The sequence below is a fragment of the Franzmannia qiaohouensis genome, assembly GCF_031451695.1.
GTDB lineage: Bacteria > Pseudomonadota > Gammaproteobacteria > Pseudomonadales > Halomonadaceae > Franzmannia > Franzmannia qiaohouensis.
Window position 1 is genome coordinate 16,325 of record NZ_JARWAM010000008.1, and the last position, 26,764, is coordinate 43,088.

Consider the following 26,764-nt stretch of genomic DNA (forward strand, 5'->3'; position numbering starts at 1 on the left):
TTACTGCCCTCCCGTCGCTGGCTCAGCGACGCCGTCGAGCCCGGCCGCGCCGCGCGGATACTCTTCGGGATAGCGGCGCACATGCGCCTCCAGCGCTGCCAGTTGCTCGACCAGGGCCGCTGGCACTTCGTCGTAGACGTCGCTGACCAGGCTGGCCAGCGGCGGTGGTGGCTGGCGCTCGGCGCGCTTCATGGCGGCCAGTACCTCGTCACGCAGCTGCTCCTCGAGCCGGCGCTCCTCGTCGTCGTCCCACCAGCCCTGGCGCTCGAGCCAGTGGCGCATACGCGCCAGCGGGTCCTTCTCACGCCACGCCGCCTCCTCCTTCTGGCTGCGATAGCCGGAGGGATCGTCCGACGATGAGTGCGCCGCCAGGCGGTAGGTCATGGCTTCGATCAGCACCGGCTTGTTGTCTTCGACGGCGAGCCGCCGCGCCTCCAGCGTGGCCTGGTAGACCGCCAGCAGGTCGTTGCCGTCGACGCGTATCACGTGCATGCGGTAGCCAAAGGCTCGCGGGGCAATGCCGTCGGCGGCGAACTGCTCGCAGGTCGGGGTGGAGATGGCGTAGCCGTTGTTGCGACACAGAAAGATCACCGGCACCTGATGCACCGACGCCATATTGAGGGCGGCATGGAAATCCCCCTCGGAGGCAGCCCCTTCGCCGAAGAAGGTGATGGTACAGCGCCCTTCACCATCCAGCTTCTGGCCATAGGCGTAGCCCACTGCCTGGGGAATCTGGGTCGCCAGCGGCGAGGAGATGGTCATGTAGTGGTGCTCGGCGGAGCCGTAGTGGATCGGCATCTGGCGGCCCTTGCCGTAGTCCAGGGCATTGCCGAACAGCTGGTTCATGAACTCGTCGATGGAGAAACCGCGATAGGCCAGCGCGCCCTGCTCGCGGTACTGGGCCATGATCATGTCGTCATCCTGCAGCGCCGCCGTGGCACCGACCACGGTGGCCTCCTCCCCGGTGCACTGCAGGTAGAAACTCAGCCGCCCCTGGCGCTGGGCGGCCAGCATGCGTTCGTCGAGCACCCGCGTGAAACGCATCGCATGGTAGATGCGCAACGCCTTGTCGTGGCTCAGTTCCGGCGCCGCAGCGCCGTCATGCAGCGTGCCGTCCTGGCGCAGCAGCGCAAAGGTCGGAATCTGCCATTCGTCGCCGGTCATGAAGTGCGGGACGTGCGCGGTAGAAGTGTCGCGATTCATGATCCTCTCCCTGGGGTAATGGTCGGAGGAGACGCGTCGCCTTGTGGGCGCGGCCGTTGGGCGGTGCGATCTATGCCCCTGATCTCAAGGTAGCTGCTCGGCGCCATCTCACCCATGTATGGACCAACGCTACCACCAGTTTACGTTAACGTCACCTTGCGCTGCCGCGAAATCACTTCACGCCGTTCTCACTCGCGGCTCAGCGCGCCTGCAGCCGCTCGAACAGGCTATCCACGCACAGTGCCAGCAGTGCGATAAGGAGCGCGCCTTGCAGGATGAACGCCGTGTTGCCGTTGACGATGCCGGCGATGATCGGGTCGCCCAGGGTCCGCGCGCCGATGGTCGAGCCGATCGCTGCGGTGGCGATATTGATGGTCACCGAGGTGCGAATGCCGGCCAGAATCACCGGTCGCGCCAGCGGCAGTTCCACCTGCCACAGGATCTGGCGCCCCGACATGCCCATGCCGCGCGCCGACTCCATCACCCCCGGGGCAATGCCTTGAATCCCGACCAGGGTATTGCGCACGATCGGCAGCAGACCGTAGAGGATCAGAGCAACGATGGTCGGCTGGCTGCCGAAGCCGAGTACCGGCACCGCCAGCGCCAGCACCGCCACCGGCGGAAAGGTCTGGCCGATCGAGGCCAGCTGGCTGACCAGGGGCAGGAAATCACGCCCCCATTGGCGGGTAACCAGGATCGCCGCGCCCATGCCCACTACGATGGCGCACAGCGAGGCCACTCCGACCAGCAGCAGGTGGTTGGCGACCAGGCTGGCGAAGCTGTCACGCTGGTAGATCACCGCACGCGTGTCCGGAGCGATCAGCCGAAACAGCGCCTCCAGCTGCGGCATCAGCAGCATCAGGGTCACCAGCAGCAGCGCCCAGGCCAGCGGCACCCTCAAGCGATGCACCACGCTCATGGGCTGGCGTCCCGCTGGATCACAGCATCCTGCAGCGAGAGGCTGCCGATCACCTGGCCGTCAGGGTCGCTGACCAGCAGGCTGTCGACGCCGTGCCACAGCATCAGCGACAGCGCCTGGCGCAGGCTGTCGTCGGCGGCAACGCTCAGCGTCTCCCCCGCCTGGGCGCCTCGCTGGGCGTCGCTGAACGGGCGCATGCGCTCCGCCACCCGGGTCAGCGCGGCGTGCTTGAGGCCACGATCGCGCCCGCCCAGCAGCGATTCGACGAAGGCGTTGGCCGGCGCCCGCAGCAGTTCGGCGGCGCTGCCCTGCTGGACGATGCGGCCGGCGTCCATGACCACGATACGGTCAGCCAGCTTGAGCGCCTCGTCCATGTCGTGGGTGACGAAGACGATGGTCTTGTGCAGCCGCGCCTGCAGCCGCAGAAGCTCGTCCTGCAGGCTTTCGCGGGTGATCGGGTCGAGCGCCCCGAACGGCTCGTCCATCAGCAGCACCTCAGGATCCGCGGCCAGGGCTCGCGCCACGCCGACCCGCTGCGCCTGGCCGCCGGAGAGCTGGTGAGGGTACTTGCCGGCGAACTCGCCCTCGTCGAGGCCAAGCAGCGCCAGCAGTTCGCTGACGCGCGCGGCGATGCGCGACGTTGGCCAGCGCAGCAGGCGTGGTACCAGGCCGATATTGCGCGCCACCGTCCAGTGGGGAAACAGCCCGGTACTCTGGATGGCGTAGCCGATCCGCCGCCGCAGACGCTGCTCGTCGAAGTCGCGGATCTGCTGGCCGTCGATGCGAATCTGCCCGGCAGTATGTTCGATCAGGCGGTTGATCATGCGCAGGGTGGTCGACTTGCCGCAGCCGGACGTTCCCACCAGCACGCACAGTTCGCCGCGGGGAATGGCAAGCGAGATGGCGTCCACCGCCGTGGCATCGCCAAAGCGCTTGGTGACTGCATCGAGCTCGATCATGGTCGGCGCACTGGTATCTCGTTCAGCCATGGGCGTCTCCCCTTCCCTGAGCGCGGCGCAGCTGCTCGGCCAGGGCGCTGAACGCGCCATCCACCAGCAGTGCGATAAGAATGATCGGCAAGGCCCCCAGCAGCACCAGGTCCATCGCCGCCTGCCCCAGCCCCTGGAAGATGAAGGTGCCCAGCCCGCCGGCGCCGATCAGCGCCGCCACGGCAGCAAGGCCGATGGCCTGCACCGCGGTGATGCGAATCCCCTCCAGCATCACCGGCAGCGCCAGCGGCAACCTCACCTGCCAGAACACCTGCGCGGGGCTCATGCCCATGCCGCGGGCGGCATCGGTGACGTCGGCGGCCACCTCATCGAGGGCCACGAAGGCGTTGCGGGTCATCGGCAGCAGGCTGTAGGCGACCAGGGCGATAAACGCCGGCGCCCAGCCGATGCCGCGGATCCCCAGGTCACCCAGCCAGGTAAAACGCGCGGCGAGATAGGCCAGCGGCGCCAGCAGCAGCCCGAACAGCGCCAGGCTGGGAATCGTCTGCAGTACGCTGAGCACACTGAAGGTCCCTCGGCGCAGCCCCGCCCAGCGCCGCATGGCCAGCGCCAGCGCGGCCGCCAGCAGCAGGCTGATGCCGACCACCGCCGCCACCAGCAGCAGGTGATAGCGCAGCGCGGCATGAAAGGCGGCACTGCGGCCGTGGTACTCACGCATCAGCGCCAGGCTGTCGAGCCCGCCGCTGGCCAAGGCGGCGAACAGCGACAAGGCCAGCACCAGCGTCAGCCCCCAGCGCGGCAGCGGCGCCAGCGTCAGGCGGTTGAGCAGCTCCAGCAGCGCCAGCAGCAGCACGAAAAGTAGCGCCCACAGGCCAGCACCGAGGCCGATCCTGGCCGACGCCATGTCGGGGTCGATCTGCTCGGCCGCAACCGCCACCAGGCCCCACGGCAGCAGCGCCAGGCACAGGCCAACCAGCGCCAGGGCCGTCGCCAATGCACGCCGCGTGGGCCGCCACCCCAGCCAGGCCAGGGCGGCTAGCAGGATCAGCACGCCAGCCAGCGCCAGCGGCCCTCCCAGGGCCCATAGCGTCAGGCCCTCTCCGGGCATGATGCGGTTGGGCTGGACGCTGACCAGCGGCAGGCCGAGCATGACCGCCGCAGCCAGTGCAGTGAGCACCAGCAGCACCGGATTGGGCGCCGCGGCGGGCGGCGCCCCGGTAACATCACTCACGTCGCTCAGATCCCGTCGAGAAACTCGCTGGCGACCTGTCGCGGGTCGGCGCCTTCGACCGCCACGTCGCCGTTGAGGCGCTGCAGGGTCTCCAGGTCCAGGGCCTCGAAGACCGGCGTCAGCAGCGACTCGATCTCCGGATACGCCTCGAGCACGTCCTCGCGGATCAGCGGCGCCGGCTGGTAGACCGGCTGCACCGCCAGGGTATCCTCGAGCACCTTGATATCCAGTGCATTGAGCCCGCCGTCGGTGCCGTAGGCCATGGCGGCATTGACGCCGTTGGTCTGTAGCGCGGCAGCACGCAGGGTGGCGGCGGTGTTGCCCCCCGACAGCACCACCAGTTGGTCGGAGCTCAGCTCGAAGCCGTAGGCGTCCTGAAACGCAGGCAGCGCCGCCTCGGACTCAACGAACTCGGCGCTGGCGGCAAAGATGAACTCGCCGCCATCGGCCAGGTAGTCGGCCAGGTCTTCGAGGGTCTCGAGGCCGTGCTCGCGGGCCACATCGCCGCGCACGCTCATCGCCCAGGTATTGTTGGCGTTGGCGGGCGTCAGCCACACCAGGCCGTTGCGCTCGAGGTCCAGCGCGGCGACTTCGGCATGTGCCGCCTCGGCATCGCGCCACAGGTCGCTGTCGGCCATGTCGAAGAAGAAGGCACCGTTGCCGGTGTATTCCGGGTAGATATCGATCTCGCCGGCGATGATCGCCTCGCGCACGATGCTGGTGCCACCCAGCTGGGTACGATCCTCGACGTCGATACCGGCCCGCTCCAGACTGAGCAGGATCAACTGACCGAGCACGGCGCCTTCGGTATCGATCTTCGACGACACCACCACGGGATCGTCGGCCTGGGCGCTACTCAGGCTCAGCAAGCCGCCGGCCAGCACGGCACTCATCCACGTCAACGTCCTGTTCATCGCAACCGCTCCGGTGTCAAATGGGTGTGGGATCAGTATCAAGGAAGCCAGTCGCATGTGCCAGACGGACGATCAACGCCTCATCGCACGCTACCGCCACCCGCTGGTTCGCGACCTGGCCTGGCTGATCACCGCCCCTGACCTGCTGGCGATGGCGTGGCCGGGGCGACCCACTGGCGAAGAGCTGGGCCTCATCGGCACTGCCCTCACCGAGTACCTCGACGCCCAGCAGCACGACCCGCTGCTGCTGGAAGGGCGCGTCGCCGACAGCGCCAACGGTCGCCTCGGCCACTACCACGAGCGGCTCTGGCAGCATCTGCTCGACAGCGCACCGGGCACGCGACTGATTGCCCATAACTGCCGCATCGAGCGCGACAAGCGCACCCTGGGCGAGCTCGACCTGATCTACCAGCGTCGCTGCGACGGGCGCCTGGTACATCTCGAGGTGGCGATCAAGTTCTACCTGGGCCTGGTGGAGGGCCCCGGCGGCGCCGACAGCCAGTCGCGCTGGATCGGCCCCGGCTGCGTCGACAGCCTGGCGGTCAAGCGACAGCATCTGCACGACCACCAGCTGCCGCTGCTCGATCGGGTCAGCGATACCGACACCCTCGGCCAACTGCTTGGCTCAGCGGCGCTGGTCGAGGACGCCCTGCTCAACGGCATCGAACAGCGCCTGGCGATTCCCGGTGCGCTGTTCTACCCGCTGGCATCTCTTCCGGCAGGCGATGGCTGCGCCCTGGTCGCCCCCCGCGAGGCCACCGCCGACCACCTGCGCGGGCACTGGCTGCATGAATCTCAGTGGGCCGAGTTGCGCCACGGGCTCGACGCCGACACCAGCGGCGCCTGGCTCAGCAAGCCGCACTGGCTGGCCCCGCCGAGCGCATCGCAGCTGCTGCCGCTGGCCGAGCTGGATGCCCATATCCGCGCGCACTTCGCGGCGCGCCCAGCGCCGCTGCCGGTGATGCTGCACGGCGCCACTGGTTGGCAGCGGCTGTTTATCGTCAGCGACGACTGGCCGCGGCGTATCCCGCTGCCGCCTTGAACTCGTCATACAGGCGCATCAGTAGCCGACGTAGTGTCCCACCACCAGCGCCAGCCAGCACATCGCGTAGATCAACAGCAGCACCGGCGTGATCACGCGCAGCCACTGGGCATAGGAGACCTTGCCCAGTGCCAGCATCGCCAGGGTGCCGCCGGAGGTTGGCACGATAAGGTTGGTCAGGCCGTCACCGACCTGAAAGGAGGTAATCATCAGCTGGCGGCTCATACCGATCAGGTCGGCGAGCGGAATCAGGATCGGCATGGTCACCAGCGCCTGGCCCGAGCCCCCCGGCACGAACAGGTTGATCACGCCCTGGATGACGCTCGAGACCACCGCTGCCAGGGCGATCGGCATGCCGCTGACCAGTGTACTCAGCGAATTTACGATGGTGTCGATGACCTGGGCATCGTCGAGGATAACCTGGATCGATGCGGCCAGGCCGATCACCAGCGCCCCCGGCGTCACCGCCGAAGCGCCTTCCATCAGCTGCCTGACCAGGCCATTGGCGCTCAGGCCGTTAATGAACCCGATGATGATCGCCAGAATCAGGAAGATGGCGGCGATTTCGTTGATGTACCAGTCACGGGTGAACACGCCGATCAGCATCGCCACCAGACCGCCGACGAAGATCGCCAGTGTCAGCCAGTTGCGGCCCGTGAGGCGATAGTCGCTGAGCCGCTTGTCGAGTTCCGCAGGCTGCTCGTCGACGAACTCGACGCGAGTCACGTAGCGGCAGATGAACAGTGCCAGGGTCGCCAGACACAGCAGCACCATGGCGGTTCGCAGCCACCAGCCTGAAAAGGTGGGCAGCTCACCGATCCCCTGGGCCACCCCAACGGTATAGGGATTGATCGGCGACAGCGCGAAGCCCACGCCGATCCCGCCGACCGCCATGGTCACGCCCACCAGGCGGCTACAGCCGATGGCGCTGGCGATCAGCACGCCGATCGGGACCAGGGCGATATTGTTCTCGAAGCCCACTGCGACACCGAAGAAGCCGTAGATAAAGGTGCCTGCCACAATAATCAGGTTCTTGTTCTCGGGCTTCTCCTCGACGCCGGCCCGGTGCACCGCGACGCCGATGGCATTCTCCAGTGCCCCGGTGCGCTGCAGTACGTGGAAGAGACCACCGGCAATGAACACGATGAACAGGAACTGCGAGGCCTGGATCAGCCCTTCGGGAATCGCCACGAAGATATCGAAGACGTGCAGCGCCGCCACGTCCGGTAGATACTCGAAGGACCCCGGCACCACCGTGGTCTGGCCGTCGACGGTCTCGCGCTCGAACTCCCCGGCGGGCACCACGAAGGTCATCAGGTAGGCCGCCACCAGGATCATGAAGATCAGCACCATGGGGTCCGGGATGCGCTGGTACCAGGCGGGTTGGCTAGCGTCAGCGGCGCTGTCGTGACGAGGGCTTGGCTGATTCATGCGGGGGCTCCCTGATCGCCGGGCGATCGGTGGTTGTCCTCGGCCAGGGCGGTCACCAAGCGCGCCAGCACCTCCACCGCTACGCCGAGGTCATTGGGCTCGATGGCTTCGTCGGGATGGTGGCTGATGCCCCGCTCGCAGCGCAGGAACAGCATGCCGATGTCGCACAGCGCCTGCATCGCCAGGCCGTCGTGGCCGGCGCCGCTAAACAGGGTGCGCGGCGTCACGCCACTCGCCGCGACCGCGGCCTCGAGTCGACTCACCAGCGCCGGGGCACACTGCACCGCGGCCTGCTCATAGATCAGCCGCTGCTCGAGGCGCAAGTCGAGCTCGGCGAGCGCCGCATCGATACGCGTCAGCAGCGTCTCGCGGGCGGCCAGCCGCGTGGCATCGTCGGGGGAGCGCAGCTCGATGGTGAGATCGGTACGCTGCGGGATCACGTTGACGCCGTTGGGCGAATTGTCGATCTTGCCGACTACGCCAACCAGCGCATCGGTCGCCTTGCACAGCTCATCGACCAGGCCGATCACCCGGGCGGCCCCTACCAGCGCGTCCTGGCGCAGATGCATCGGCACCGTGCCGGCGTGGCCGGCCAGGCCATGGATGCTGAGCTTATGGCGCTCGATGCCGGTGATCGCGCTGACCACACCAATCGGCAGGCCCTCGGCCTCGAGCTGCGGGCCCTGCTCGATATGCACCTCGACGAACCCCAGCACCTCGCCAGGCGCATAGCGGTCGTCGGCGATGCGCTCGGGATCGCAGCCAAAGTCGATCAGCGCCTGGCGCAGGGTCACGCCCTGGTCGTCCTGGGCGTCGAGCATGGACGGTTCAAAGGTCCCGGCGAGCACCTTGGAGCCGAGCAGTGTCGAGCTGAAGCGGGTGCCCTCCTCGTCGCTGAAGGCCACCACGTCGAGGTGGAACGGCAGCGCAACGGCGTGATGCTCCAGGTAGTGGACCAGCGCCAGGGGCAGCAGCACGCCCATGATGCCGTCGTACTTGCCGCCGTGGGGCACGGTGTCCTGGTGGGAGCCGAGGAGCAGCGTGCGTGCCTCGGGGTTGGCACTGGCATAGCGGCCGATCAGGTTGGCGCCATTGTCGCTGCGCAGCGTCATCCCGGCATCACGCATCCAGCCACCCAGCATGTCCAGTGCCTGGCGATGCTCGCGAGTCGCACACAGCCGGGTCACGCCATTGCGGTTCGGGTCATCGGTCTCGCTGACCCGGGCGATCTGCTCCAGCCACTGCCAGGCCAGCGCGCCGGCCTGCTCGTAAGTGAGCGTCATGATGTCGTCCTGGTTGATGCTGACGACACGCCGCCAGCCTATTTATCATGATAAATAGGCTAGTGAATAGATCCAGAGACTGTCAAACCGCGCCCTGAGACGACAACCCCCGACAGACTATATGAGCGATATATTGCACAGAAAAGGCGATACAGCCTTGAGGTGAGCAATATACTGCTCACCTATGTAAAACAAGACGCCCGATCCACCTTGCGGTGAGCCGGGCGTCAGATGGCGATCACGCCAGCATCGAGATACGGCAGACCATTGCGCTCAATCGTCGGCGCTGGCCAGTACCCAGGTGGTGCCCTCACGGGAATCCTTGAGTTCGATCCCCAGGTCTGCCAGCTCATCACGAATGCGATCGGCGGTGGCGAAGTCCTTGGACTGCTTGGCGGCGGCACGCGCTGCGATGCGCGCCTCGATATCGTCGGCGGGCAGCGGCAAGGCGGTATCGCCGCCCTGCAGAAAGCGCGCCGGATCCTGCTGCAGCAGGCCGAGCACGCCGGCCAGCCGCTTGAGCCCCACCGCCAAGCCGGGGGCCGCCGCTGGGGTCTCCTTGCGCGCGCGGTTCAGTTCACGCACCAGGTCGAACAGCGCGGCCAGCGCCACCGGGGTATTGAAGTCGTCATCCATCGCGGCGTTGAAGGCGCGCTGCGCCTCGACCAGCACCTCGCTGTCGGCCTCGTTGACGCCCTCCAGATCCAAGCCATCGAGGGCGGTATAGAACCGCTCCAGCGACTTGCGCGCCTCGGCCAGCGAGTCGGGCGCGTAGTTGATCGGGCTGCGGTAGTGGCTAGCCACCAGCAGGTAGCGCACCACTTCCGGGTCGTGGTGCTCGAGCACCTCGCGAATGGTGAAGAAGTTGCCGAGCGACTTGGACATCTTCTCCTGGTCCACGCGCACCGCCCCGGCATGCATCCAGGTGTTGACGTAGGGCTTGCCGGTGGCCGCCTCCGACTGGGCGATCTCGTTCTCATGGTGGGGGAAGGTCAGATCCGGCCCGCCGCCGTGAATGTCGAAGGTCTCGCCCAGGCAGCAGGTCGACATCGCCGAGCACTCGATGTGCCAGCCGGGACGCCCCTCGCCCCACGGCGACGGCCAGCTCGCCTCGCCCGGCTTGGCCGCCTTCCACAGCACGAAGTCGAGGGGGTCCTCCTTGTGCGCCTCGACCTCGACCCGCGCGCCGGAGCGCATCTCGTCCAGGTCGCGGTTGTTGAGCTTGCCGTAGCCCTCGAACTTGCGCACCCGGTAGTAGACGTCGCCGTTGTCCGCCGCGTAGGCGTAGCCCTTGTCGATCAGCGTCTCGATCATGGCGACGATCTCGTCGATATGGCCGGTGGCGCGGGGCTCGGCGTCCGGACGCAGCACGAAGAGCCGCGCCTCGTCCTCATGCATGGCCGCAATCATGCGCTCGGTGAGCGCGCCGATGCTCTCGCCGTTCTCGTCGGCACGCTTGAGGATCTTGTCGTCGATATCGGTGATGTTGCGCACATAGGTCACCTCAAGTCCACGGTCACGCAGGTAGCGGGTGATCACATCGAAGGCCACCATCACCCGGGCATGCCCCAGGTGGCAGTAGTCGTAGACGGTCATGCCGCATACGTACATGCGCACTCGGCCCGGCTCGATGGGGGTAAAGCGTTCCTTGCGCCGCGTCAGCGTGTTGTAAATCTGCATATCAGCCCTTCTTGTGACCTGGCTCTTGCTTCTGGGCCTCTTGCTTCTGAACCTTGGCCCACGTGTCCTTCAAGCCTACCGTGCGGTTGAATACCCGCTTGCCGTCGGCACAGGCATGACGATCAGCGCAGAAGTAGCCGACCCGCTCGAACTGGAAACGGCTCTCCGGCGCGACCTCGGCAAGGCTCGGCTCGCCGATCGCCTGACACACCTGCAGTGACTCGGGGTTGAGGTGCTCGAGGAAGTCGGCGTCCTTGTCCTTGTCCGGCTGCTCGACCTGGAACAGGTTGTCATAGAGGCGCACCTCCATGGGTACGCCGTGTTCGGCGCTGACCCAGTGGATCACGCCCTTGACCTTGCGCCCCTCGGGGTTCTTGCCCAGGGTGTCGACGTCCACCGAGCAGTGCAGCGCCTCGATCTCGCCGGCGGCGTCCTTGACCACGTCGTCGCAGCGAATCACATAGCTGTTGCGCAGGCGCACTTCCTTGCCCGGCGCCAGGCGGAAGAACTTCTTGGGCGGCTCCTCCATGAAGTCGTCGTGGTCGATATACAGCTCACGGGTCAGCGGGATCTTGCGCACGCCGAGATCGTCGCGGGCTGGATGACCGGGCACGTCATAGACCTCTTCGAAATCCTCCGCCACGTTGGTCAACACCACCTTGAGCGGCTTGAGCACGCACATGGCGCGCGGGGCATTGTCCTCGAGGTCAGAGCGGATCGCATGGGTCAGCATGGCGATATCCACCAGGCCGCCATCGGCGCGGGTCACGCCGATCATCTCGCAGAACTTGCGGATCGAGCCGGGGGTATAGCCGCGCCGGCGCATGCCGGAGATGGTTGGCATGCGCGGGTCGTCCCAGCCGTCGACGATGTTCTCATCCACCAGCAGCTTGAGCTTGCGCTTGGAGGTCAGAGTGTAGTTGAGATTGAGCCGTGCGAACTCGATCTGGCGCGGCACACAGGGCACCGGCAGGTTGGCCAGGAACCACTCGTAGAGCGGACGATGGTCCTCGAATTCCAGGGTGCAGATCGAGTGGGTCACACCCTCCAGCGCATCCGATTGACCGTGGGTAAAGTCATAGGAGGGGTAGATCTTCCACTTGTCGCCGGTCTGGTGGTGGTGGGCATGGCGAATGCGATAGAGGATCGGGTCGCGCAGATTGATATTGGGCGCGGCCATGTCGATCTTGGCGCGCAGTACCTTGGCCCCTTCATCGAATTCGCCGGCGCGCATGCGCTCCAGCAGGTCGAGGTTCTCATCGGCGGAACGCTCGCGATACGGGCTCGGCTTGCCGGGCTCGGTGAGCGTGCCGCGGTACTCGCGGATCTCATCCGGCGAGAGATCGTCGACATACGCCTTGCCCTCGCGGATCAGATGCTGTGCCCAGGCGTAGAGTTGGTCGAAGTAGTCCGAGGCGAAGCGCACCTCACCCGCCCACTGAAAGCCCAGCCACTCGACGTCGGCCTTGATGGCGTCGATGTAGGCCTGCTCTTCCTTGGCCGGGTTGGTGTCGTCGAAGCGCAGATGACAGTCACCACCGAAATGCTCGGCGAGCCCGAAATTCAGACAGATCGACTTGGCGTGCCCGATATGCAGGAAACCGTTGGGCTCCGGAGGAAAGCGGGTGACGATCTTGTCGCCACGACCGCCCTCGATCTCGTCGCGAATCTGGTTGCGAATGAAATTCGGCGCGCTGGTAGTATCGGTGGTCATGGTGTGAGAGCAAACCTCTGGTTGGCGCGATGGCGACCGCCTCGGTCGAAGGAGGGTAACGACCCAGCCCTTGCGACTTCGCGTGTCGATACAAAACGGCTATTATAGCGTGACGCAGCCGCGCTACGCCAAGGCGCACCCTTACAGACCCTCAGGAAGCTCACATGATCGTTCTGCAGACCAATTTCGGTGACATCGTTGTCCGCCTCGAGCACGACAAGGCTCCCAAGACTGCCGCCAATTTCGAACAGTACGTCACCGACGGCCACTACGACGGGACCCTGTTCCATCGGGTCATCGACGGCTTCATGGTTCAGGGCGGCGGCTTCGACACCGACTTCAACCAGAAGCCGACCCGTGACCCGATCGAGAATGAAGCCGATAACGGCCTCAAGAACCTCACCGGCACCCTGGCCATGGCACGCACCCAGGATCCCCACTCCGCCTCGGCACAGTTCTTCATCAACGTTGCCGACAACGACTTCCTCAACCACAGCGGCAAGTCGATCCAGGGCTGGGGCTACTGCGTGTTCGGCGAAGTCGTCGAGGGCATGGAGGTGGTCGAGCGCATCAAGGAGGTGCCGACCACCCGCCGCGGCATGCACGCCGATGTGCCTGCCGAGGACGTGGTCATTCAACGCGCCTACCTCAAGGACGCCTGATCCCGAAGCCAGACTAGAACGCCCGCCGACCCGCGGGCGTTTTATTTCGCCTGACGCCTGTGGAGCCATGCCATGACCACTCTGTTGATCGCCGATCTGCACCTGCATCCCGACGCCCCCGAGGTTACCGAGGGCTTTCTCGCCTACCTGGCAAAGCGCGCCAGCCAGGCCGATGCCCTGTACATTCTCGGCGACCTGTTCGACGCCTGGATCGGCGACGATATCCTCGACACACCGGATCACGACCCGCTGGCCGCCCAGGTCGTCGAGGCACTCAAGGCGCTGAGTGATGGCGGCACCCGACTCTACCTGATGCATGGCAATCGCGACTTCCTGCTCGGCACACGCTTCGCCGACGCCTGCGGCGCCACCCTGCTGCCCGATCCCTACCGTGTCGAGCTCGGCGGCAAGCCGGTGCTGCTGATGCACGGCGACAGCCTGTGTACCCGTGACGAGGCCTACATGGCCTTTCGCGCTCAGGCCCGCGACCCGCAGTGGCAAGCCCAGGTGCTGGCGATGCCGCTGGAGGCGCGGCTCGAACTGGCCAAGAGCCTGCGCCAGCAGTCCGGCGAGGCCAACTCCAACAAGGCCGAGGACATCATGGACGTGACGCCCGAAGAGGTCGACAAGGCACTGCTCGAGCACGACGTCGCGACCCTGATCCACGGCCACACCCACCGCCCCGGCGTGCACGTACTGGAGGTCGACGGCCAGCCCGCGCGGCGCCTGGTACTCGGCGACTGGCAGCCGCAGCGCGGCTGGGAAGTGTGCATCGAGGCGCAGCGCCCACCACATCTGCTCGAGTTTCCACTGTCCGGCGGCTGAGCACATCACTCGGTCAGCGGCTCGACCACCCGGCAAGCCGCCAGCTGCGCGCCAAGCCGCTCAGCGGCCGGCAGGCTGCCGGCCTCACCGATCACCTCCAGCCGTGAATCGCGCCGCCAGGCGCTGTAAGTAAGCTCCGTACAGCCGTCACCGCGATTGAACAGCCGCCAGCCAACCTCGGTATGCCACACCCCCTTGATGCGCAGGCGTCGATCTAGCCCGTCCATCAGCTGCGTCAGGGCATCCAGCGAGAACTGGTCCGCCGGGTGCCAGCGCCAGCCCAAGCTGGCGTGCCCCAGCGCCTCGCCAGCCTCGAAGCACGGCTGCCCGGGCGCCGGCTCGCGGTAGCTGAACTCATCCAGTATCAGCGCCGCCGGCCGCTGACGATGGTCTTCGCCGGGCGCCCTCTCGGGGCTGCTGGTCGTCGGCGCCGTAAGCAGCAGCGACGGCGACAAGCGCCCGTGGGGGGCCTCGTTCACCCAGCGCTTGGGCGGCCACATCGCATCCACGTAGCGCTGGGCTTCGCGGCGCTGGGCCGGGGTACTCAGGTCGACCATGGTCAACGCCACCGCGTCGGCCATCAGCAGCTGATCGCGGAAGGTATCGTGCTCGAGGGCGCGCCGGTCATCCAGGCGACGCGGGTCGAGCAGCGCAATGATCTCATGTACCTCCAGCACCCCGGCGAAGGCCTCGCTGCGCAGCATATCCAGCAGCCCGGCGGGATGTCCCAGCCCCGAAGGCTCGATGATCAGACGATCGGGGCGCTCGCGACGGATCAGATTGACCAGTGCAGCCTGCAGCACGAAGGCCAGCTGGCAGCACAGGCAGCCCCCCGGCAGGCCCTTGACCACGACATCGTCGCGCGACTCGAACATCGCCTGGTCGATACCTACCTGCCCGAACTCGTTGATCACCACGGCCCAGCGCTCATCGGCGGGTTTATGCGCTACCAGATGGCGAATCAGGCTACTCTTGCCGCTGCCCAGGAAGCCAGTCACCACGTGCACCGGTATCGGCTGCTTGTTGTCATCGCTGTGCTGCATGGCCACCTCGAGTCGCAGGCTGTAAATCGTTACTTTATAACATATTTCGGGCAAAAAAAACGCGTGGCCGAAGCCACGCGTTTGCCTATCTGCAGAATGGCATAGGGAAGCGCTGAACACATCGCCGAGCGAGATGAAGCGCAAGGCGCACGGAGCGCAGGAACCGGAGCCTATGGGGTATAGGTGAGGATTCCGAGCACCACGCAACGCAGCGATTCGCTCGCGCAGGCATTTGTTTAGTGTTTCCCTAGAGGCGCTCGATCTCCGCGGTACTACGCAGGTACTCCAGCAGCCCCTGGATCGCCGCCTGCGCGCGTAGGCGCTCGGCCATCTGGGTGACGAAACCGTCGACCTCGGCATCCACCTCACCGCTGGCAACCTCATCAAGGGCAATGATTGCCACCTGGTCGCCGTCGAGCACATGGCCGTAGCGGGCCTCTCCGTCGGGCTGCGGCAAACGGAAGGCGGCTTGGATGACTGCCCGTGGAGCGGCGCCAGACTGGCGACCAGCGGCCTCCACCGCCTGCCAGTCGAGGTCGAGCTCATCGCCGTCACGTAGCGCGGCGATCTGCTCCTCTGCAAGCTCGCGCAGCGCTTCACGGCGCAGATTGGCACTCACCGAGGCCTCGACCCGCTCGCGCACCTCATCGAGCTCAAGCAGCGTGGCGTCACGGTGCTCGGCAACGCGCAGCACCATACGGCGGTCGTCGTCGAGCTCGATCACCTCGCTGTTGAAGCCTTCCACCAGCACGTCATCGCTAAAGGCGGCATCCATGACGCCAGGCTCGGACAACACGCCCTCTGCACCATCACGCGACACCCAGTCGGTGGTATGCAGCTCGAGACCGATATCATCCGCCACACTCTGCAGATCATCAGCGGCAAAGCTGTCATCGATCAACTGCTGGACGCGACGATTGAAGTCATCGGTTACCTCGGACAGCGCCGCATCGCGCTGCAGATCATCGCGCATCGCCTCGAAGCTGGGCATGTCGAGCTCGGTGACCCGAATCAGGTGCAGGCCGTTGCCGCTTTCGACAATATCCGAGGTCTCGCCCTCGCCAAGACTGAAGGCCGCCTCCTCGAAGGCGTCATCGAAGAAGCCCCGGCTGACCGTGCCCAGGTCGCCGCCGGCCTCGCTGGTGGAGGTATCGTCGGAGTACTCCTCGGCAAGCTCGGCGAATTCATCCCCCGCGTCCAGACGCGCCTGGACCTCTTCGAGACGCGCCTCGGCCTCGTCACGGCTGCGTTCGCCGTTGAAGGTCACCATGATATGCGACACGCGCCGCTCGGCGTCACGGCCGCGCTCGGCGTAGGCGTCGCGCAGTTGCTGCTCGTCGAGGTCGTACTCCGCGGCCATCTCTTCACGATCGATGATCACATACTCGATGCGCACCTGCTCGGGGCGCTGGTAGCTGTCGGCGTTCTCGGCGTAGTAGGCCTCGAGCTGCTCCTCGCTGGCCTGCGGCGGCGTCTCGAGATCGGCCTCGCCGAGCAGGTGGTAGCGGAAAGTGCGGGTCTGGCGTTGCAGCTCACCCAGCCGCTCACGCTCACTGTCCAGGGTAAAGTCGCTGAAGGCGAGGCCCTGCTGCAGCTGCTGACGCTGCATGTCGGCCTTCAGCTCTTCGCGAAAGCTGGTCGGCGAATAACCGGCGCTGGCCAGGCGATTGCGGAACAGGTCGGCGTCGAAGCGGCCATTCTGATCCTGAAACTCCGGCAGCGTAACGATCAACCGGTCGAGCTGGCCTTCCGAGAGATACAGCCCCCCATCCTCGGCGTAGCTATCGAGCAGCGCATCGGTGATCAGCTCATCCAGCACCTGGTTGCGCAGCGCCCGCTCCTGCTCCGGCGGCACCTGGCCGCTGCGGATGGCGCGCTGCACGTTCATCTCCACCTGCTGGCGGGTAATGGTCTGGCCGTTGACCTCGGCCACATCGTCGGGGCTACCGGTGAACAGCGTCACCAGCGAGTCGACCCCGAACAGGGCCATGGTCACCACGACGGCACCGATGATGATCTTGGCGCCCCAACTCTTGGAGCGGTCCCGAATACTTTGCAGCATGCTAGCCTCAGCTGAAGAGTGGCACGAAATCCCTGGAGATCGAGTAGCCGCATATTATACCTGCCCGCCGCATGCGGCGACTATCGTCGTCTCACGGTGCGGCGAATAGCGCCCAGTAAAAAGGCGCACCGCTTTCGCGATGCGCCTGGCGGCATTACGGCACGTCGGCGGGGCGTTGGCCCTGCTTAGTTGACCGAATCCTTCAGCGCCTTACCTGCCTTGAAGCTCGGCACCTTGGCGGCACTGATTTCGATCGGCTTGCCGGTCTGGGGATTACGGCCAGTGCGCGCAGCGCGCTCCTTGACGGTAAAGGTCCCGAAACCCACAAGAGAAACGGAATCGCCCTTCTTGAGACTGTCAGTCACGCTATCGACCATAGCGTCAAGCGCACGGCTAGCAGCCGCCTTGGGAATATCTGCAGATGCAGCGATGGCTTCGATCAGCTCGGACTTGTTCACACTTCACCCCTTGACTATTTCGGAAATTGACTTCTAATCGGCGCTATCTTTTATCGGCTTACACGATCACGTCAAAGCGTGATTTATAGCAATGCACGCAAAGATCTGTCAAGCAACTCTTGGCGCCAGCCCCCATCATGACTGGCTTCTGCTTCAGCCATGATGGAAAAAATACCACTAATGCGTACTGATCATTGAGTGCGACGCGCCTTTGTCATCCTGGCGCGGCTCGTCGCTCTTGGCGTCCGGCTTTGCCACTAACGCCTCGTCCAGTACTTCATCAATCCAACGCACTGGCATGATATCCAAGGCGTTCTTGATGTTGTCCGGAACCTCTTTGAGGTCGCGACGGTTCTCTTCAGGTATAAGCACTTTCTTTATACCACCCCGACGGGCAGCCAGCAATTTCTCCTTGAGCCCGCCAATCGGCATGACTTCGCCGCGCAGATTGACCTCGCCGGTCATCGCCAGGTCACAGCGCACCGGTCGTTCAGTGTAGGCCGAGACCATCGCCGTGACCATTGCAATCCCCGCACTCGGACCATCCTTGGGCGTGGCGCCCTCGGGTACGTGGATATGCAGGTCTTCCTTCTCGAAGCGCTCCGGGTCGATGCCCAGCGCCACGGCCCGCGCACGCACCACGGTCTGAGCAGCGCTCACCGACTCCTTCATCACATCGCCCAGCGAGCCGGTCTTGTTGATACGCCCCTTGCCGGGAGTCACTACCGACTCGATGTTGAGCAGCTCGCCACCAACCGAGGTCCAGGCCAGGCCAGTCACGCGACCGACCTGGTTCTCGAGGTCGGCCAGGCCGTAGCTGTAGCGCCGCACGCCGGCATGCTGCTCGACATCCACCGCCGACAGTACCCGTGGTGCCTGGGCTCCCTCCTTGGACTCCGCTTCGAGCCGCTCGCGCAGCACCTTGCGGCACACCTTGGCGATCTGGCGCTCCAGCTCACGCACACCGGCCTCACGCGTGTAGTAGCGGATCAGCTCGAGCAGCGCGTCATCGGCGAGCTCCAGCTCACCCTCCTTGAAGCCGTTCGCCTTGAGCTGCTTGGGCACCAGGTAGCGCCTGGCGATGGCCAGTTTCTCGTCTTCGGTATAGCCCGGCAGCCGGATGATCTCCATGCGGTCGAGCAGTGGCCCGGGAATGTTCATCGAGTTGGCGGTACAGATGAACATGGTCTCGGAGAGGTCGTAGTCGAGCTCCAGGTAGTGGTCGCTGAACTTGTCGTTCTGCTCCGGGTCGAGCACTTCGAGCAGCGCCGAGGCCGGATCGCCGCGATGATCCATGCCGATCTTGTCGACCTCGTCGAGCAGGAACAGCGGATTCTTGACACCCGCCTTGCTCATGCGCTGGACCATCTTGCCCGGCAGCGAGCCGATATAGGTGCGACGGTGGCCGCGAATCTCGGACTCATCGCGCACCCCGCCCAGTGCCAGGCGCACGTACTTACGGTTGGTGGCCCGCGCGATCGACTGCCCCAGCGAGGTCTTGCCGACCCCGGGGGGGCCAACCAGGCACAGCACCGGCCCCTTGAGCTTCTTGACGCGCTTCTGCACGGCGAGATATTCGAGGATCCGCTCCTTGACCTCTTCGAGGCCGTAGTGGTCCTCGTCGAGTACCGCCGCGGCGCGCGCCAGGTCGTGCTTGACCCGGGTACGCTTCTTCCACGGCACCGAGATCAGCCAGTCGAGGTAGGAGCGCACCACGGTCGCCTCGGCGGACGTCGGCGACATCATCTTGAGCTTGCCCAGCTCCTGATTGGCCTTGTCGGCAGCCTCCTTGGGCATGCCGGATTCTTCGATCGCCGTCTCGTACTTCTCGGCCTCGTTAGGCACGTTCTCGAGCTCGCCCATCTCCTTCTGGATGGCCTTCATCTGCTCGTTGAGATAGTACTCGCGCTGCGACTTCTCCATCTGATCCTTGACCCGCGAGCGAATCCGCTTCTCGACCTGCAGCAAGTCGATCTCCGATTCGATCAGCGCCATCAGATGCTCGATACGGTCGCGTACCCGGTCCATCTCAAGCAGCTGCTGCTTGTCGTCGATCTTCAGCGACAGATGCGCGCAGACGGTGTCGACCAGCCGGCTCGGATCCTCGATGCCGGACAGCGAGCTGAGCACCTCGTTGGGCACCTTCTTGGAGAGTTTGACGTACTGCTCGAACTGGTTGAGCAGCACCCGTACCAGCGACTCCTGCTCGCGCTCGGTCAGCGGCACGCTCTCGCGCAGGGTCACGCTGGCCTGGGTATAGCCGGCCTCGGCCACGCTGATAGCGCCGACATCGGCGCGCGAGGCGCCCTCGATCAGCACCTTGACGGTGCCGTCGGGCAGCTTGAGCAGCTGCATGATCTCGGCCACGGTGCCGACCGCAAACAGGTCCTGGGTATCGGGATCATCCTGGCCGGCCTCGCGCTGAGCGACCAGCAGCACGCGCTTGTCGGCCTCCATGGCGGCCTCGAGGGCCTGGATGGATTTCTCGCGCCCCACGAACAGGGGAATCACCATCTGCGGATAGACGACCACATCGCGCAGGGGAAGAAGGGGCAGACTCAGGGTCTGTTCGGCGTTCTGCTGCATCGCAGACGTTCCTCAAAATCGGGTGGTTGGTCTGGTGATGGGGGCACCGCCGGCAGTTTACAAGCGAACGGGGCCATGACTGGCATGGCCCCGTGCACGGTTCAGCGGCGGACTCAACCGTCCTTGCCAGCCACCTTGCTCTCGTCTTGCTGAGAGTAGATCAGCAGTGGCTCGCTATCGCCGGCAATCACCGACTCATCGATCACCACCTTGGTGACGCCCTCCAGCGAGGGAATCTCGTACATGGTATCGAGCAGCACCGACTCGAGAATCGAGCGCAGCCCGCGGGCGCCGGTCTTGCGGGCCATGGCCTTGCCGGCCACGGCGCGCAGGGCGTCCTCGCGGAAGTCCAGCTCCACCCCCTCCATGTCGAACAGCTTGGCGTACTGCTTGACCAGCGAGTTCTTGGGTTCGGTGAGGATCTGGATCAGCGCATCCTCGCTGAGCTCGGTGAGGGTGGCAATCACCGGCAGGCGACCCACGAACTCGGGGATCAAGCCAAACTTGACCAGGTCCTCCGGCTCGACGCCGAGCAGCAGATCGCCAACGCCCTTGCTCTCATCCTTGCTCTTGACGGTGGCATTGAAGCCGATGCCGCCCTTCTCGGCGCGGTCACGAATGACCTTGTCGAGACCGGCGAAGGCGCCGCCAACGATAAACAGGATGTCGCCGGTGTCGACCTGCAGAAACTCCTGCTGCGGATGCTTGCGGCCCCCCTGAGGCGGCACCGAGGCGGTAGTGCCCTCGATCAGCTTGAGCAGCGCCTGCTGCACGCCCTCGCCCGATACGTCACGGGTGATCGAGGGGTTGTCCGACTTGCGCGAGATCTTGTCGATCTCGTCGATGTAGACGATGCCCTTCTGGGCCTTCTCGACATCGTAGTCGCACTTCTGCAGCAGTTTCTGAATGATGTTCTCGACATCCTCGCCGACATACCCCGCCTCGGTCAGCGTGGTGGCATCGGCGATGGTGAAGGGCACATTGAGCAGTCGCGCCAGGGTCTCGGCGAGCAGCGTCTTGCCGCTGCCGGTCGGGCCGATCAGCAGGATGTTCGATTTGCCCAGTTCCACATCGTCGGACTTCACATCGGCCCGCAGCCGCTTGTAGTGATTGTATACCGCCACCGACAGCACCATCTTGGCGCGGTCCTGACCAATCACATAGTCGTCGAGGGTGTGACGAATCTCGCGCGGAGCCGGCAGACGATCTTCGTCGCCCTCTGCGTCGGCCTCGAGGACTTCCTCGCGAATGATGTCGTTACACAGATCGACGCATTCATCGCAGATATAGACGGACGGGCCTGCAATCAGCTTACGGACTTCGTTCTGGTTCTTGCCGCAGAACGAGCAGTAAAGCAGCTTGCCGCTGTCGTCCTTGCCTTTGCCGTCGGCCATTCGCGTACCTCATTACGGACGGCGGCCGGTAAGCCGCCGGAGTTGCCTATCGTGAAATCTCAGTAGCAAATCACGCTATCAGGATGCCGGGCGCTTATCCAGCATGGCATCGATCAGACCATACTCTGTCGCCTGAGCGCCGGTCATGAAGTTATCACGATCGGTGTCCCTGGCAATGGTCTCGATGTCCTGACCGGTATGATCGGCGAGAATCTGGTTGAGCCGGTGGCGGATACTGAGGATCTCCTTGGTGTGGATCTCGATATCCGAGGCCTGGCCCTGGTAACCGCCCAGCGGCTGGTGAATCATCATCCGCGAGTTGGGCAGGCAGAAGCGCTTGCCGGCAGCACCGCCGGCCAGCAGCAGCGCACCCATGCTCGCCGCCTGGCCGATGCATACCGTGGAGATGTCGGGCTTGACGAACTGCATGGTGTCGTAGATCGACATCCCGGCGGTCACCGAGCCACCTGGCGAATTGATGTAGAGCTGAATGTCCTTGTCCGGGTTCTCGGATTCGAGGAACAGCAGCTGCGCTACCACCAGGTTGGCCATGTAGTCTTCCACCGGGCCCACCAGGAAGATCACACGCTCCTTGAGCAGGCGCGAGTAGATGTCGTAGGCCCGCTCGCCGCGTGCACTCTGCTCGACCACCATCGGCACCAGGCCACCGGCGTTTTGAATATCGAACTCGTTGCCCATCTGTGTGATGTCCTTTATCTGCTGTGGTAAGCATCCGGACTGGCCCGGATATCGTCTACCTTACATCATGACGCCAGACCCGGCGGATGCCGGGCCTGTCAACGCTTGGCGGGGGCTCAGCCCTTGGCTTCAGCGTCTTCGTCGTCTTCGCCATCATCAGCGGCCTCGGCCTGCTGCTGAGCAGCCTGCAGCGCCTGCTCGTAGGACATCTCGACATCCTTGACGGTGGCTTGTTCGAGCAGCGAGTCGACCGCCTTCTCTTCGAGGATCGCCGACTTGAGCTGCGTCTTGAGCTGGTCGTTGCCGAGGTAGTACTCGACCACCTGTTGCGGCTCCTGATACTGCTGAGCCAGTTCCTCGACCTTGGCCTTGATCTCGTCGTCGCTCGCTTCGAGCTCGCCGGACTTGATCACCTCGGCCAGCAGCAGGCCAACCTGAACGCGGCTCTTGGCCTGCTCGGCGAATAGCTCGTTGGGCAGCTGGGAGACGTCGAAGTCCTCGCCCAGGCCAAACTGCTGCGCGGCCTGGCGCTTGAGCGCGTCGGTTTCCTGCTGCACCAGCGCCTGCGGCACCGGAATGTCGTTGGCGTTCTTGAGCGCCTCGAGCACTTGCTGCTTGACGCGGTTATCCACCGCTTGCTTGGCCTCGCGGGTCATGTTCTTGTGCACTTCGGCACGGAACTTCTCGACATCCCCCTCCTCGACGCCGAACTGCCGGATGAACTCCTCGTTGACCTCGGCAAGCTGCTGGGCGCTGACCTTATGCACCTTGACCTTGAAGGTCGCCTCCTGACCGGCCAGATTCTCGGCCTGGTAGTCCTCGGGGAAGGTGACCTTGAGCTCGAGCTCGTCGCCCGCCTTGGCCCCCACCAGCTGCTCCTCGAAACCGGGGATGAAGCTGTTGGAGCCCAGCACCAGGTCGTGGTTCTCGGCGCTACCGCCCTCGAAGGGCTCGTCGCCCAGGAAGCCCTGGAAGTCGATGGTGACCTGATCGCCATCTTCGGCGGCGCGCTCGACGCTCTCCCAGGACGCATTCTGCTTGCGCAGGGTCTCGATCATCTGATCGATATCGGCGTCCTTGACCTCGACCACCGGGCGCTCGACCTCGGTACCCTCGATGCCGTTGAGCGCCACCTCGGGATAGATTTCCAGCGTCGCGACGAACTCGAGATCCTTGCCTGACTCGTTGACGGTCGGCTCGATCTGCGGGTAGCCAGCGGGATTGAGGCTCTCCTGGGTGATCGCCTGGACGTAACGCTCACGCATCACCTCACCGACCACCTCATTGCGCACCTGCCCGCCGAAGCGCTTACGCACCACGGCCATCGGCACCTTGCCCTGGCGGAAGCCGTTCAAGCGAACGTTCTTGGCGGTGTCCTTGAGGCGGGCCGCAACGGCCTGATCGACCTCTTCTGCCGGCACCTGAACCTTTACACGGCGTTCGATCTGGGAGGTCGTTTCGACGGAAACTTGCATGAATAGTCCTCTACCGACTGGGCGTTCTGATGAATGCGTTGTCTGTTGAATGCGTGAATGGCTGTTTTGCGCAGCGAGAGCAAAGGGGGTAATTCTATGAACCCCACCAGCCGCTGGCAAGCGCGTCATGTCTCGACAATGGGGGCGATGCGGCTATTTGCAAGGCGTGCAGCCTAACGAAGCCGGTTTTATCACGACGCACACGCCGAAAACCGCCGACGACAACCGACGCAGCGCGATAAGATACGGGAAGAAAGAGAATACCGTGCGGGAGGTAATGGGGTGGATGATGGGGATCGAACCCACGACCACCGGAGCCACAATCCGGGGCTCTACCACTGAGCTACATCCACCACTACCTGATACTGACTTGCTGATGCCTGACAACCAACGACGATCATGCTGACGAATGGGGTGGATGATGGGGATCGAACCCACGACCACCGGAGCCACAATCCGGGGCTCTACCACTGAGCTACATCCACCACTGCGTCACCAACAACCGACCAAGGCTACTCATCGAACCCGCCATGACAGCGCCTCGTTGGCGCGCCCAGCAGGACTCGAACCTGCAACCTACGGCTTAGAAGGCCGTTGCTCTATCCGATTGAGCTATAGGCGCATTCTACGACCTTCAGGCTCGTACCGACAACCCCAGGACAATATTTATTCAATATAATCATAGGGTTGAAATGGTCGGGGTGGAGGGATTCGAACCCCCGACATCCTGCTCCCAAAGCAGGCGCGCTACCAGACTGCGCTACACCCCGGCGACATCTCGCTCGGCTTACCGGCGCCTTTGAGGCCCCGACAATGCGAGGCGTATTCTACTTATGTTTCGCCTCTGGTCAAGCCCTTAGCGCCATCACTGCCGCGCATGGGCGCTTTGACTCCGGCCCGGGTCATGCGAAAATCGCCGCCCACAACGTTTTCAGCCCGCGTCCAGCCGCGGGCGACCACCATGTCCCAGGGGATTTCTCGATGACCGCCCAGTTGATCGATGGTAAGGCGATTGCCGCTCACGTACGCCAACAGGTAGCCCGCCGGGTGGCGGCGCGCCGTGAGGCTGGCGCACGCACGCCCGGGCTTGCCGTGATCCTGGTCGGTGACGATCCCGCCTCCCACGTCTATGTCCGCAACAAGCATCGCGCCTGCGCAGAGGCCGGCGTTCACTCGGTCCAGCACCAGCTGCCTGCCGCCACCACCCAGAGCGACCTCGAGGCGATGATCGACGCACTCAACGCCGACCCCAGCGTCGACGGCATCCTGCTGCAGCTGCCGCTGCCTGAACATCTCGACGCTGGACCGATTCTCGAGCGCATCCTGCCGCACAAGGACGTCGACGGCTTTCACCCCTATAACCTCGGACGTCTGGCCCAGCGTCAGCCGCTGATGCGGCCCTGCACCCCCAAGGGCATCATGACCCTGCTGCAAGAGAGCGGCCTGAAGGTCCGCGGCCTGAATGCCACCGTGGTCGGCGCTTCCAACATCGTCGGCCGGCCGATGGCGCTGGAGCTGATGCTGGCCGGCTGCACCACCACCGTCTGCCACCGCTTCACCCGCGACCTCGAGGAGCACGTTCGCCGCGCCGAACTGCTGGTGGTGGCCGTCGGCAAGCCGGGGCTGGTCAAGGGCGAGTGGGTGCGCGATGACGCCATCGTCATCGACGTTGGCATCAACCGCGAGGACGACGGTCGCCTGATCGGCGACGTCGAGTTTACCCCGGCCGCCGAGCGCGCCAGCCACATCACTCCGGTGCCCGGCGGCGTCGGGCCGATGACCGTCGCCTCGCTGCTCGAGAACACGCTCTACGCCGCCGACATGCACGACGCCATGCAAGGCTGAGCCGAGTCAGGTAGAATGCGCGCCTTCTCAAGGCAATACGCCCCCATTTCCAGCATCACGAGGTCGTCATGAGCGAACAGCAGATGAACGTGGAAAGCTTCAATCTCGACCACACCAAGGTCAAGGCCCCTTACGTGCGCCTGGCCGGGATCAAGGTCGGCGACAACGGCGACCAGATTCACAAGTACGACATGCGCATCTGCCAGCCCAACCAGGCGCACATGGAGATGCCCGCCCTGCACTCCCTCGAACACCTGATGGCCGAACTGTCGCGCAACCATAGCGACAAGGTCGTCGACATCAGTCCGATGGGCTGCCAGACCGGCTTCTACGTCGCACTGATCAACCACGACGACTACGACGACGTGCTCGAGCTGCTGCGCAAGACCCTCGAAGACATCCTGGTCGCCACAGAGGTGCCGGCCTGCAACGAGATGCAGTGCGGCTGGGCAGCCAGCCACAGCCTCGAAGGCGCCCAGCAGATCGCCCGCGAATTCCTCGCCAAGCGTAACGAGTGGACGGATGTGTTCGCATGAAGCGTATCGGCATCATCGGCGCCATGGCCCAGGAGGTCGCCTATCTGGCGAGCCTGCTCGAAGATAGCAAGACCCGTCAGCACGTTGGCTGCACCTTCTACACCGGCCGCATGCACGGCGTCGAGGTGGTGATCCTGCAGTCCGGTATCGGCAAGGTGAACGCCGCCATCGGCACCACTCTACTGCTCGACACCTACCAGCCCGAGGCGATCATCAACACCGGCTCCGCCGGTGGTTTCGGCGAAGGGCTCGAGATCGGCGACGTGGTGGTCTCAAGCGAAGTGCGCCACCATGACGTCGACGCCGTGGTGTTCGGCTATGAGCACGGCCAGGTACCGCAGATGCCCGCCGCCTACCTGCCCGACCAGCGACTGGTCACGGTGGCACGCCAGAGCGTCGAGTCGCTCGGCGAGGTGCGCGTGGTCGAAGGCCTGATCGCCACTGGCGATGTATTCATGGCCTGCCCGGAGCTGGTCACCAAGACCCGCTCGCGGTTTCCCACCATGCTCGCCGCCGAGATGGAAGCCGCCGCCATCGCCCAAACCTGCCATCTCTACGGCTGCCCGTTCGTGGTCATCCGCGCGCTCTCCGATATCGCCGGCGGCGCTGACAACCACGTCAGCTTCGAGCAGTTCCTGGAAACCGCCGCCGACCACTCGGCACGGATGGTCACAGCCATGGTCGCGAGACTCGCCACGCCCAGCCGCACGCCTGCCTGACGCCCGCGAAAGCGAACCACCGATCAGCCGCTAAAGAACCTCCTCGCCCTGCCGATACTATCAATGACAAATAGTAGTCGGCAGGGTAAGAGG

22 protein-coding genes and 4 tRNA genes are annotated in these 26,764 nt (G+C 64.7%); 6 read left to right on the plus strand and 20 right to left on the minus strand.

What is annotated here, in order from left to right:
* From QC821_RS12080 to osmF, 5 genes are all read right to left on the minus strand, one after another.
* Positions 1-1,203: a thiamine pyrophosphate-dependent dehydrogenase E1 component subunit alpha gene (locus QC821_RS12080; protein WP_309721630.1), complete on the minus strand. Its 1,203-nt coding sequence runs from the start codon at positions 1,201-1,203 to the stop codon at positions 1-3.
* 199 nt (positions 1,204-1,402) lie between these two features.
* Positions 1,403-2,122, minus strand: a complete 720-nt coding sequence (locus tag QC821_RS12085; protein ID WP_309721632.1) for an ABC transporter permease — start codon at positions 2,120-2,122, stop codon at positions 1,403-1,405.
* The gene (locus QC821_RS12090) at positions 2,119-3,081 is read right to left on the minus strand and encodes an ABC transporter ATP-binding protein (RefSeq protein WP_309722216.1); all 963 of its coding nucleotides are present in this window, start codon (positions 3,079-3,081) and stop codon (positions 2,119-2,121) included. Before QC821_RS12090 ends, QC821_RS12085 begins: the two co-directional genes overlap by 4 nt.
* 22 nt (positions 3,082-3,103) lie before the next feature.
* Positions 3,104-4,303: an ABC transporter permease gene (locus QC821_RS12095; protein WP_309721635.1), complete on the minus strand. Its 1,200-nt coding sequence runs from the start codon at positions 4,301-4,303 to the stop codon at positions 3,104-3,106.
* A gap of 5 nt (positions 4,304-4,308) precedes the next feature.
* Entirely contained in the window at positions 4,309-5,217 is a 909-nt protein-coding gene (gene osmF / locus QC821_RS12100) for a glycine betaine ABC transporter substrate-binding protein OsmF (RefSeq protein ID WP_309721637.1), read from the minus strand.
* A gap of 55 nt (positions 5,218-5,272) precedes the next feature.
* Between osmF and QC821_RS12105 the strand changes: the two genes are divergently transcribed.
* Positions 5,273-6,259 (plus strand): DUF1853 family protein, encoded by a 987-nt coding sequence (locus QC821_RS12105; protein ID WP_309721641.1) that lies wholly within the window; start codon positions 5,273-5,275, stop codon positions 6,257-6,259.
* An 18-nt stretch (positions 6,260-6,277) separates the two neighbouring features.
* On the opposite strand, the gene QC821_RS12110 is transcribed toward QC821_RS12105, so the two are convergent.
* From QC821_RS12110 to QC821_RS12125, 4 genes are all read right to left on the minus strand, one after another.
* Positions 6,278-7,690, minus strand: coding sequence for a YfcC family protein (locus QC821_RS12110; RefSeq protein ID WP_309721644.1), 1,413 nt, complete (start codon positions 7,688-7,690; stop codon positions 6,278-6,280).
* Entirely contained in the window at positions 7,687-8,973 is a 1,287-nt protein-coding gene (locus tag QC821_RS12115; RefSeq protein ID WP_309721649.1) for an allantoate amidohydrolase, read from the minus strand. The genes QC821_RS12110 and QC821_RS12115 overlap by 4 nt, the downstream gene beginning before the upstream one ends.
* Before the next feature lie 273 nt (positions 8,974-9,246).
* Positions 9,247-10,653, minus strand: coding sequence for a cysteine--tRNA ligase (cysS, locus tag QC821_RS12120; protein ID WP_309721652.1), 1,407 nt, complete (start codon positions 10,651-10,653; stop codon positions 9,247-9,249).
* Position 10,654: 1 nt separating this feature from the next.
* Entirely contained in the window at positions 10,655-12,367 is a 1,713-nt protein-coding gene (locus QC821_RS12125; protein WP_309721655.1) for a glutamine--tRNA ligase/YqeY domain fusion protein, read from the minus strand.
* A gap of 164 nt (positions 12,368-12,531) precedes the next feature.
* Here QC821_RS12125 and QC821_RS12130 point away from each other — a divergent pair, with 164 nt between their 5' ends.
* Positions 12,532-13,029, plus strand: coding sequence for a peptidylprolyl isomerase (locus QC821_RS12130; RefSeq protein ID WP_309721657.1), 498 nt, complete (start codon positions 12,532-12,534; stop codon positions 13,027-13,029).
* A 72-nt stretch (positions 13,030-13,101) separates the two neighbouring features.
* Positions 13,102-13,854: a UDP-2,3-diacylglucosamine diphosphatase gene (locus tag QC821_RS12135; RefSeq protein WP_309721660.1), complete on the plus strand. Its 753-nt coding sequence runs from the start codon at positions 13,102-13,104 to the stop codon at positions 13,852-13,854.
* Positions 13,855-13,859: 5 nt separating this feature from the next.
* Here QC821_RS12135 and QC821_RS12140 read toward each other — a convergent pair whose 3' ends face one another.
* The 11 genes from QC821_RS12140 to QC821_RS12190 all read right to left on the minus strand — a co-directional run bounded on the left by QC821_RS12140 (position 13,860) and on the right by QC821_RS12190 (position 24,341).
* On the minus strand, positions 13,860-14,897 hold the full coding sequence (locus tag QC821_RS12140) for a CobW family GTP-binding protein (protein ID WP_309721663.1): 1,038 nt from the start codon (positions 14,895-14,897) through the stop codon (positions 13,860-13,862).
* A 247-nt stretch (positions 14,898-15,144) separates the two neighbouring features.
* Entirely contained in the window at positions 15,145-16,959 is a 1,815-nt protein-coding gene (locus QC821_RS12145) for a SurA N-terminal domain-containing protein (RefSeq protein ID WP_309721666.1), read from the minus strand.
* Between the two features lie 185 nt (positions 16,960-17,144).
* Entirely contained in the window at positions 17,145-17,417 is a 273-nt protein-coding gene (hupB, locus tag QC821_RS12150; RefSeq protein ID WP_095619088.1) for a nucleoid-associated protein HU-beta, read from the minus strand.
* A 177-nt stretch (positions 17,418-17,594) separates the two neighbouring features.
* A complete protein-coding gene (gene lon, locus QC821_RS12155; protein WP_309721673.1) occupies positions 17,595-20,003 on the minus strand; it encodes an endopeptidase La in 2,409 nt (802 codons plus the stop codon).
* A gap of 113 nt (positions 20,004-20,116) precedes the next feature.
* Complete coding sequence (gene clpX / locus QC821_RS12160; RefSeq protein WP_163503154.1) at positions 20,117-21,397, minus strand: ATP-dependent Clp protease ATP-binding subunit ClpX; 1,281 nt, start codon at positions 21,395-21,397, stop codon at positions 20,117-20,119.
* A gap of 78 nt (positions 21,398-21,475) precedes the next feature.
* Positions 21,476-22,096 (minus strand): ATP-dependent Clp endopeptidase proteolytic subunit ClpP, encoded by a 621-nt coding sequence (gene clpP, locus QC821_RS12165; protein ID WP_309721676.1) that lies wholly within the window; start codon positions 22,094-22,096, stop codon positions 21,476-21,478.
* 116 nt (positions 22,097-22,212) lie between these two features.
* On the minus strand, positions 22,213-23,571 hold the full coding sequence (gene tig, locus QC821_RS12170; RefSeq protein WP_309721679.1) for a trigger factor: 1,359 nt from the start codon (positions 23,569-23,571) through the stop codon (positions 22,213-22,215).
* Between the two features lie 278 nt (positions 23,572-23,849).
* Positions 23,850-23,924, minus strand: a tRNA-His gene (locus tag QC821_RS12175).
* 57 nt (positions 23,925-23,981) lie between these two features.
* A tRNA-His gene (locus QC821_RS12180) sits at positions 23,982-24,056 on the minus strand.
* Between the two features lie 60 nt (positions 24,057-24,116).
* Positions 24,117-24,193: transfer RNA gene (locus QC821_RS12185), tRNA-Arg, on the minus strand.
* 71 nt (positions 24,194-24,264) lie between these two features.
* Positions 24,265-24,341: transfer RNA gene (locus QC821_RS12190), tRNA-Pro, on the minus strand.
* Between the two features lie 211 nt (positions 24,342-24,552).
* Between QC821_RS12190 and folD the strand changes: the two genes are divergently transcribed.
* The 3 genes from folD to mtnN all read left to right on the plus strand — a co-directional run bounded on the left by folD (position 24,553) and on the right by mtnN (position 26,671).
* Positions 24,553-25,416: a bifunctional methylenetetrahydrofolate dehydrogenase/methenyltetrahydrofolate cyclohydrolase FolD gene (gene folD / locus QC821_RS12195; RefSeq protein WP_309721682.1), complete on the plus strand. Its 864-nt coding sequence runs from the start codon at positions 24,553-24,555 to the stop codon at positions 25,414-25,416.
* Between the two features lie 68 nt (positions 25,417-25,484).
* Complete coding sequence (locus tag QC821_RS12200) at positions 25,485-25,952, plus strand: S-ribosylhomocysteine lyase (protein ID WP_309721685.1); 468 nt, start codon at positions 25,485-25,487, stop codon at positions 25,950-25,952.
* Positions 25,949-26,671, plus strand: coding sequence for a 5'-methylthioadenosine/S-adenosylhomocysteine nucleosidase (gene mtnN / locus QC821_RS12205; protein ID WP_309721687.1), 723 nt, complete (start codon positions 25,949-25,951; stop codon positions 26,669-26,671). The genes QC821_RS12200 and mtnN overlap by 4 nt, the downstream gene beginning before the upstream one ends.
* Positions 26,672-26,764 lie beyond the last annotated feature (93 nt).